5 protein-coding genes are annotated in these 7,731 nt (G+C 70.5%); all 5 read right to left on the bottom strand.

Translation table 11 applies throughout. The features are described from left to right. Positions 1-3,128 (bottom strand): TAT-variant-translocated molybdopterin oxidoreductase (locus D7W81_RS20680; RefSeq protein WP_120557108.1); only part of this gene is annotated, 3,128 nt, incomplete at its 3' end. Continuing rightward, positions 3,125-3,787 (bottom strand): cytochrome c3 family protein, encoded by a 663-nt coding sequence (locus tag D7W81_RS20675; RefSeq protein ID WP_120557106.1) that lies wholly within the window; start codon positions 3,785-3,787, stop codon positions 3,125-3,127. The genes D7W81_RS20675 and D7W81_RS20680, both read right to left, overlap by 4 nt. 448 nt (positions 3,788-4,235) lie before the next feature. Beyond that, positions 4,236-4,592 (bottom strand): HNH endonuclease, encoded by a 357-nt coding sequence (locus D7W81_RS20670; RefSeq protein ID WP_120557105.1) that lies wholly within the window; start codon positions 4,590-4,592, stop codon positions 4,236-4,238. A gap of 4 nt (positions 4,593-4,596) precedes the next feature. Further along, the gene (gene pdeM / locus D7W81_RS20665) at positions 4,597-5,250 is read right to left on the bottom strand and encodes a ligase-associated DNA damage response endonuclease PdeM (protein ID WP_120557104.1); all 654 of its coding nucleotides are present in this window, start codon (positions 5,248-5,250) and stop codon (positions 4,597-4,599) included. Continuing rightward, positions 5,220-7,643: a ligase-associated DNA damage response DEXH box helicase gene (locus D7W81_RS20660; protein ID WP_244227319.1), complete on the bottom strand. Its 2,424-nt coding sequence runs from the start codon at positions 7,641-7,643 to the stop codon at positions 5,220-5,222. Before D7W81_RS20660 ends, pdeM begins: the two co-directional genes overlap by 31 nt. Positions 7,644-7,731: the final 88 nt, after the last annotated feature.

Below are 7,731 nucleotides of genomic sequence, written 5' to 3'. Positions count from 1 at the left end.
GTACGGGGGCGGGTGCCCAGCTCGTGCAGGAGCCGGTAGGCACGCTCGTCCTCGTGGAGCTGGGTGACGCGCTGGGCGGGATCCGCGAGCGAGCCGAAGGCAATGGCCTGGGTGGGGCAGGTCTGCTGGCACGCCGTCTGGAGTTCCTTCTCCTGGATGAGGCGCTTCTCGACGCGGGCGTTGATGCGGACGCGCTCGATGCGCTGCACGCAGTAGGTGCACTTCTCCATGACGCCGCGGTTGCGCACCGTGACGTCCGGGTTCATCAGCATCTTCTCGGTCGGCGTCTTGCCCTGCGTGTAGTGCAGGTAGTTGAAGCGGCGGACCTTGTAGGGGCAGTTGTTGGAGCAGTACCGCGTGCCGATGCAGCGGTTGTACACCATGTCGTTGAGGCCCTCGTCCGAGTGCACGGTGGCGTTCACCGGGCAGACGTACTCGCAGGGGGCCTTCTCGCAGTGCACGCACGCGACGGGCTGCATGACCATGGCGGGGTTGTTCTCATCGCCCTGGAAGTAGCGGTCGATGCGCAGCCAGTTCATCTCACGGCCGCGGCCCACCTGCTCCTTGCCGACGACGGGGATGTTGTTCTCCGCCTGGCAGGCCATGACGCACGCGCTGCAGCCCGTGCAGCGCGACAGGTCGATGGACATGCCCCACTTGTAGCCCTCCTGCGGCGTCTTGGCGTACTCGAAGTCGGGCAGGTTGTTCTGCTTGCCCAGCTCGTACTTGGCCTGGACGCGCTCCAGGACGTGCTCCGTCTCCCGGGACGGGTGCTTGAGCTCGCTCACGGACATGTCGAGCGCCAGCGGGCGGCCCTCCATGCGCCAGTGGTACTGGGTGCGGGCGAAGGTGTGGCTGCCGCGGACCTTGGTCAGCTTGGCGCCGCCGTCGAACCAGGGGGCGTTCACGGTGCGCAGCTGGTTGGCGTTGAAGCCCACGCCCTTGGCCACGACCTCGTGCAGGCCCGTGCGGCCGTAGCCCAGGGCCACGGTGACGGTGTCGTCCGCGTTGCCGGGGAGGACGGTGACGGGGACCTGCAGCTTGCGGCCGCCGTACTCCAGCTCCGCGAGGTGGCCGTTCTCCAGGCCCAGCCGCTTGGCGGTGGCGGGGCTGAGGATGGCGGCGTTCTCCCAGACGATCTTCGTGATGGGGTCCGGCGTCTCCTGGAGCCACGCGTTGTTCGCGAAGCGGCCGTCCAGGACCTTGTAGTCGTGGACGAAGTTGATCTCCAGCTCACCGGCCGCGGGCGGCTGGTAGGCGGCGACCAGCGCGGAGGCGGCGCCGGTGTCCGGGGTGGCCGTCAGCGCGGCGGCGATGCTGCCGGGGACGACGCCCTCGGAGACCCAGGTCTCCCAGCGGGTCTCGAAGTCGGCGCGGCCGGCCTCGCCACCCTGCGCGGTCCAGTAGTCGCGCAGCAGCTGGTAGGCGGGGCGGAAGGGCTCGTCGAGGAACAGCGCGTACAGCTCCGCTTCCGGCACGCCGTTGAAGAGCGGCTGGATGAGGGGCTGCGCGATGCTGACGGTGCCGTCCACCGCGCGGCCGTCGCTCCAGGTCTCCAACTGGTGCGCCAGGGGCACGAACCAGTCAGCGAACTTGGAGGTCTCGTCCTCGTAGTGGCCCGCGTACAGGACGGAGAGCGCCTTGCGGTTGGCGTTCTGCTTGGGGTCCAGCACCTCCGCCAGGCCCGCGTCCACCGGCAGGGCGTAGAGGGGGTTGGTGGCGGTGATGACCAGCGTGTCCACGCGGCCGGCCTTGATGTCCGCGACCAGCGCGCTGATCTCCGACAGGCCCGAGGCCTCCGGGGCGGCGGCCGGGACGACCTTCACGGTCGTGCCCACGTTGCCCAGCGCGGCGTTGATGGCCTGGGCCAGCGCGTGCACGGCGGCGGGCTGACGCTCACCGGCGAGCACCACGGAGCGGCCGGCCTTGGACTTGAGGTCCTGGGCCACGGCCTGCACCCACGAGGAGACCTTCGGGTCCAGCGTGCCGGCCTTGCCGGACGCGGCGGCGCCCAGGCTGGCGGCGGGGCCACCCACGGCCTGCGCCAGCGCGGCGGCGATGCCGAAGACCTCGGCGGACTTCACGCGCAGGCGGTGGTCCGCCATGCCGCCGGTGATCGACATGCGGGATTCCGCCACGTAGAGGCGGTTGAGCTCGCCGTTCTTCGGGTCGCGGCGGTCCGCGAACTGGCGGTTGAGGGCCAGGTTCTCCGGGCGGCTCTCCAGGAAGTCCGCGTCCAGCGAGACGATGACGTCCGCGCGGGTCAGCTCGTAGACGGCCTGCACGGGCTGGCCGAACAGGGCGCGGTTCGCCTCGGCGGCGGTGGAGTGCGACAGGGACGCGAACGCATGGAAGCGCGCGTTGGGCAGCTTGCGCTGGATGCGGCCCGTCACGTCGCGCAGCATCGGGGAGCTGATGGGCTCCGTGAGGAAGCGCAGGCGGCTGCCGCCGTCGGCCGCGGCCCTCTGGCTGACGAGGTTGGAGATGTCCTCGGCCAGCACGCGCAGCGAGCGGGGGTTGTTGCCCTGGCGCAGCACGCGGGCGCGCTGCGGGTCATAGAGGGAGAGCAGGAACGCCTGCTCGAAGATGCCCGCGGCGCCCTGGTTGATGGGGTGCTGGGGGTTGCCCTCGACCTTGACCGGGCGGCCTTCACGCGCGGTGATGAGCAGGCCGGAGGTGTGGCCCGCGAGCGTCATGCCGGACGCGTAGTGCAGCGGGTTGCCCGGGGCGACTTCCGGCGGCGTCTTCGTGTACGCCACCAGCCGCTCGTCCTGAGGGCGGGTGCTGCACGCGGTGGCGCCGGCCAGGGCGAGCGACGCGCCCAGCAGCTGCATGAACTCGCGGCGGACGAAGCCGGTGGGGGGAAGGTCCGCGCCGACAGGGAACTCCGGGCGGGTCTCCTCCAGGAACTCCGGCGTGGCGAGCTTCTCCTCCAGGCCGAGCCAGTACGTCTTGCCGTACGCGCCCTCCGCCGGGACGGCGCGGGTGGAGGCGTGCTCGAGCGCTTCGGTCACGACGTCGTCGTGGGCGTGCGCGTGGGGGGCGGCCTCGTTGCGGCCCGAGACGACCGGGAGCGCGAAGGACGAGGGGGTTTCCTGCGCGGGCGCGCTGTCAGGCTTGGTGTTCATCGGTGGCATGTGGAGCAGCTCGTGCGCGAGTGAACGTCGTATTCCTTGGAGAGCTTCTCGGCGAGGGCCGAGGCCTCCGCCTTCTCCGTGGGGGGCGCCCAGGTCATGCTGGTGATGAACTCCTGGGGCCGGAGGCTGGGGCCGGGGTTGCGGTGGCAGTCCAGGCACCAGCTCATCGTCAGCGGGGCGGCCTGCTCGATGGCGCCCATCTGGTCCACGCGGCCATGGCAGGTGGCGCAGCCGACGCCCTTGCTCACATGGATGGAGTGGTTGAAGTAGACGAAGTCCGGCAGGTTGTGGACGCGGACCCAGGGGATGGGCTGGTCAGCGAAGAACGCCTTGCGGACCTCGGTGAGGTACGGGCTCTTGTTCCACACCTGCGCGTGGCAGGACATGCACACGGTGGTGGAGGGGATGCCCGCCGACGGGGACTTCTCCACCGTCCAGTGGCAGTAGCGACAGTCGATCTGCTCGTCACCGGCGTGGTGCCGGTGGTCGAACTCGATGGGCTGTTCCACCGGGCGGGCCTGATTGGTCACGAGCGGCGAGCGCACGTAGGCCAGGAGGCCGCCGATGGCGATGGCGGGCACGGCGAGGAGCATCGCGGCCGACAGGCGCGACACCGTATTCGTCCAGCGTGGGAAGAGAGGGCCGCTCATACCAGGACCAGGGGCAAGGGGACTGAAGGCGACATGAAAGCAGGAGTGGACGCGGGGAAACCGTTCGGCGCGGAAGTCAGGGGGGCCGTCCCGGTCCCGGTGGACCGGGCGGGCGGTGGCTCCTGGCGCTCAGACGGCAAGGCAGTCACGTCCAACGAACCTCTAGGATGGTGCCGTGGGCGTGGGTCCCTCATGCATTTCCCGACCCAACGCGGCGCGGGACCATCATTCATGAGCACGGCAGTGTCAACCATGTTGTGGGGAGTGGGAATAAGGAGCGCTTAGCACCTTCTGGGGCGGTTGCGACAAGTTGCCCGCGCGAGGTGATGAATCCCGCTTCTGGCGATCGGAAGGGAGCTTTGCGCGAGGGGGCTCCGCCCTCGGGGATCAATCCCTCTCAGGGTGCGCGCTACAGGGTGCGACGGTCCGTGCCTCGCCTGAAGCGGGGCTACTGGGAGTCCGGGTCGCGCCAGCGATCGCGGCGCTTCTGGAGCAGCCGATCCACCAGCTCGCGCACGCGGGCGTCGCGGTGGAAGTGGGCGTCATGGCGGCTGCCCTTGCCCTGGTTGCAGCGGGCACAGGCGAGGCCCAGGTTCTCCAGCGCGTCGGTGCCGCCGGCGGTCCGGGGCACGATGTGCTCGATGGTGGCGCGGCTGATGGGCTCGCCGTCCAGGCCCACGGTGAGGTGGGCGTTGCAGTGCAGGCACTTGCCCATCCACACCTCGGTGCCCCGGTGCGGGACGCGCTCGAAGGTGGTGTCCGTGGCGATGATCCCCAGGACGCGGCGGCGCTTGGCCTGGCTCATGGCGCTAGACCTCCACCACCGCGGTGCCGGCGACGGCGTAGACGCGGTCCTTCTTGCCCCGCCGCACGTCCAGCCCTCCCGTGAAGGCGCTGAACGCGGGCAGGACGCCCACCCCGGGGCGCAGGTGGAAGCAGGGCAGCCGCAGCCGGTCCGCTCCGCCCGTCAGGCGCACCATGGGGTGGAGATGGCCGGCCCACACGTAGCGCCCGGCGGCGGGCTCCGGGTGGTGGGCGAAGCGGAACGGGCCTTCATCTAATACGTCCTCGCGATCCTCCATCCGCCAGGTGAGGGGAAGGGTCCGGACGTGACGGTCGTGGTTGCCGCGTATCAGCACGACTTCTAGTGAAGCATGGGCTTCGCGCCAGGTATTCACCCGGCTGATGACGTCTGCGGTGAGCCCCTGACGCGAGTGGACGAGGTCCCCCACCAAGAGGAGGCGCCGGGCGCCGGTGGCGGTGAGGGCGGCGGAGAGGCGGGCCAGGTCGTCATCCAGGACCCCCAGGGGCAGGGGGATGCCGTGCTGCTGGAAGGACTCCGTCTTGCCCCAATGCAGGTCGGACACGGCCAGCACGCCGGCCTGGGGCCAATGCAAGGCCCGTTCCGGGAGAAGCTCCACGTCCACGTCCGCTACGCGGGTCTGGCATCGGCCTGGGACCATCGCTCCTTGAGGCGCTCCACGCGGTCCAGCAGGGATTCGTTGGACACGCTCGCGCTGATGCGCTCGACGACGAGCGGGAAGGCCAGCGGCGAGGGCCGGTGGACGTGGACGACTTCGACGGGGCGCGCCTCCAGGCGCTCCAGGGTGCGCGCGAGCCTGCCCTGTTCGAACTGCTGCTCCAGCACCTCGCGGCGCGCCTGGCGTAGCAGGAGGTTGTCCGGGTCGTACTTCACGAAGACGTCATAGAGGAGCGCGGAGCTGGCCTGCACCTGACGGGTGGACTTGCGCGCTCCGGGCAGGCCCGGCATCACCAGCCCGGCCACGCGGGCGATGTCGCGGAACTGCCGGCGCGCGAGCTCGCTCAGGTTCACGCTCTCCAGGATGTCCTCCACCAGCCGCTCGCGGGTGAAGAGGGCGGGGCGCAGGGCTTCGTCGAAGGGGAAGGGCGTGGGGGTGAGCAGCTCCATGCCGTAGTCGTTCACCGACAGGCTGAAGGTGGCCTTCTGCAATCGCGTGAGGCGCAGGGCAATCAGCGCCGCCAGGCCTTCGTGCACGAGCCTTCCTTCGAACGGATAGAGGAAGAGGTGGTGGCCGTCTCGCGTGCGGCAGGTCTCCGCCAGACAGCGGCCGTCGCCGGGGATGCGCGACAGGCGGGCCTGCGCGTCGAGGATGGGCCAGGCGGCGGCGATTTCATCCCGGGTGACGTCGCCCTGGCGCGCGGCTTCCAACGTGCGGCGCATCGCGGCCGCGAGTGACGTGGAGAGGGGCAGGCGGCTGCCGCCCCAGCGCGGCGTCTGCGTGGCCTTGGCCTTCGCGGGCTTCACGTAGGCCGTCATGTCCTTGAAGCGGCTGAACTCCAGCCGGCGGCCCGCGAAGAGGAAGGTGTCCCCGGGCTTCAAGCGGCTGACGTAGGACTCCTCCACCGTGCCCAGGTTGCCGCCGCTCCAGTAGCGCAGCTGCACGGACGCGTCCGACGTGATGGTGCCGATGTTGAGCTTGTGCAGCCGGGCGAGCCGCACGTCCGGCACGCGGAAGAGGCCGTCCACCTCCACCACGCGGCGGAACTCCGGGTAGGCGCGCAGCGTGGGGCCGCCCTCGCGCACCAGGGCGAGGGCCCAGTCGAACTCCTCATCGGTGAGGGACGCGTAGCTCGTGGCGGTGCGGACCTCGTCGCGCAGGGCTTCGCGGGTGAAACCTCCTCCCAGCGCGCACGTCACCAGGTGCTGGGCCAGCACGTCGAGCGGCTTGGACAGCGGCGTGCGCGGCTCCACTTCGCGGCTCGCGATGGCGTCCCGGGCGGCGGCCATCTCCACCAGCTCGAGCGCGTGCGTGGGGACGAAGAGGATGCGGCAGGTGGCGCCGGGGCGGTGCGCGCTGCGGCCCGCGCGCTGGAGGGTGCGGCCGATGCCCTTGGGACTGCCTATCTGGATGACGCGCTCCACCGGGCCGAAGTCCACGCCCAGGTCCAGCGAGGACGTGCACACGACGAGACGCAGGCTGCCGTCCTTGAGGCCTCCCTCCACGCGCTCGCGTTCCTCGCGGTCGATGGAGCCGTGATGCAGCGCGAGCAGGTGCTCCCATTCGGGGCGCAGGAAGCGCAGGCCTTCGAACCAGCGCTCCGCCTGTGAACGCGTATTGGTGAAGAGGAGCGTGGACTGCGTCGGATCCAACCACTCCGCCACGCGCGGGAGCATGGAGAAGCCCAGGTGCCCCGCCCACGGGAACGTGTCCACCTCCGCCGGCAACAGCGTCTCCACGTCCACCGGGCGCTGCAGGTCCGCGCTCACCAGCGTGGGCTTGCGGTCCGTGCCGACGACGGTGCGCGCGGCCTCCTCCAGGTTGGCGAGCGTGGCGGACAACGCCCAGATGCGCAGGCCCGGAGCGAAGTGGCGCAGACGGGCCAGGGCCAGCTCCACCTGGGTGCCTCGCTTGGAGGCGAGCAGTTCGTGCCACTCATCCACGATGACGGCGCGCAGGGAGGCGAAGTTCTCCGCCGCCTGCTCCTGCGTCAGGAGCAGTGACAGGGATTCCGGCGTGGTGATGAGGACCTGGGGCAGGCGCTCGCGCTGTCGCTGGCGCACGGAGGCGGACGTGTCGCCCGTGCGGCTCTCCACCTCCAGGTCCGCGTCCAATGCCATCAGCGGTTCGCGCAGGGCCTGCTCCACGTCGCGCGACACCGCTCGCAGTGGCGTGAGGTAGAGGACTTGAAGGCCCTTCTCATTGCGCTGCGCTGCGTCCGCCAGCGGGCCGATGTACGCCGCATACGTCTTGCCCGCGCCGGTGGGCACGTGGATGAGGCCGCTGTCTCCTCGTGCGTAGGCCGCCCAGGCCTCCTCCTGGAAGGCGTAGGGCTTCCAACCCTTGGACCCGAACCACTGGCGAAGCTGCTCCATGGGCGTGCCCTGGTACGGCGAGGGGGCACGGGGGACAGGACGCTTCGCACGGGTCCGCGCGGGCCTTGGTGCTTTGAGCTGATTTTCC

This window comes from Corallococcus aberystwythensis (assembly GCF_003612165.1).
Classification (GTDB): Bacteria; Myxococcota; Myxococcia; order Myxococcales; family Myxococcaceae; genus Corallococcus; species Corallococcus aberystwythensis.
The sequence above is the reverse complement of the archived record's forward strand: the minus strand, read 5'-3'. Positions and strand labels throughout refer to the sequence as shown.

Bases quoted from the DNA above. Each gene is read 5' to 3' on its own strand.
- D7W81_RS20675 (WP_120557106.1), bottom strand. From the start codon at position 3,787: ATGAGCGGCCCTCTCTTCCCACGCTGGACGAATACGGTGTCGCGCCTG.
- D7W81_RS20670 (WP_120557105.1), bottom strand. From the start codon at position 4,592: ATGAGCCAGGCCAAGCGCCGCCGCGTCCTGGGGATCATCGCCACGGAC.
- D7W81_RS20660 (WP_244227319.1), bottom strand. From the start codon at position 7,643: ATGGAGCAGCTTCGCCAGTGGTTCGGGTCCAAGGGTTGGAAGCCCTAC.
- pdeM (WP_120557104.1), bottom strand. From the start codon at position 5,250: ATGGTCCCAGGCCGATGCCAGACCCGCGTAGCGGACGTGGACGTGGAG.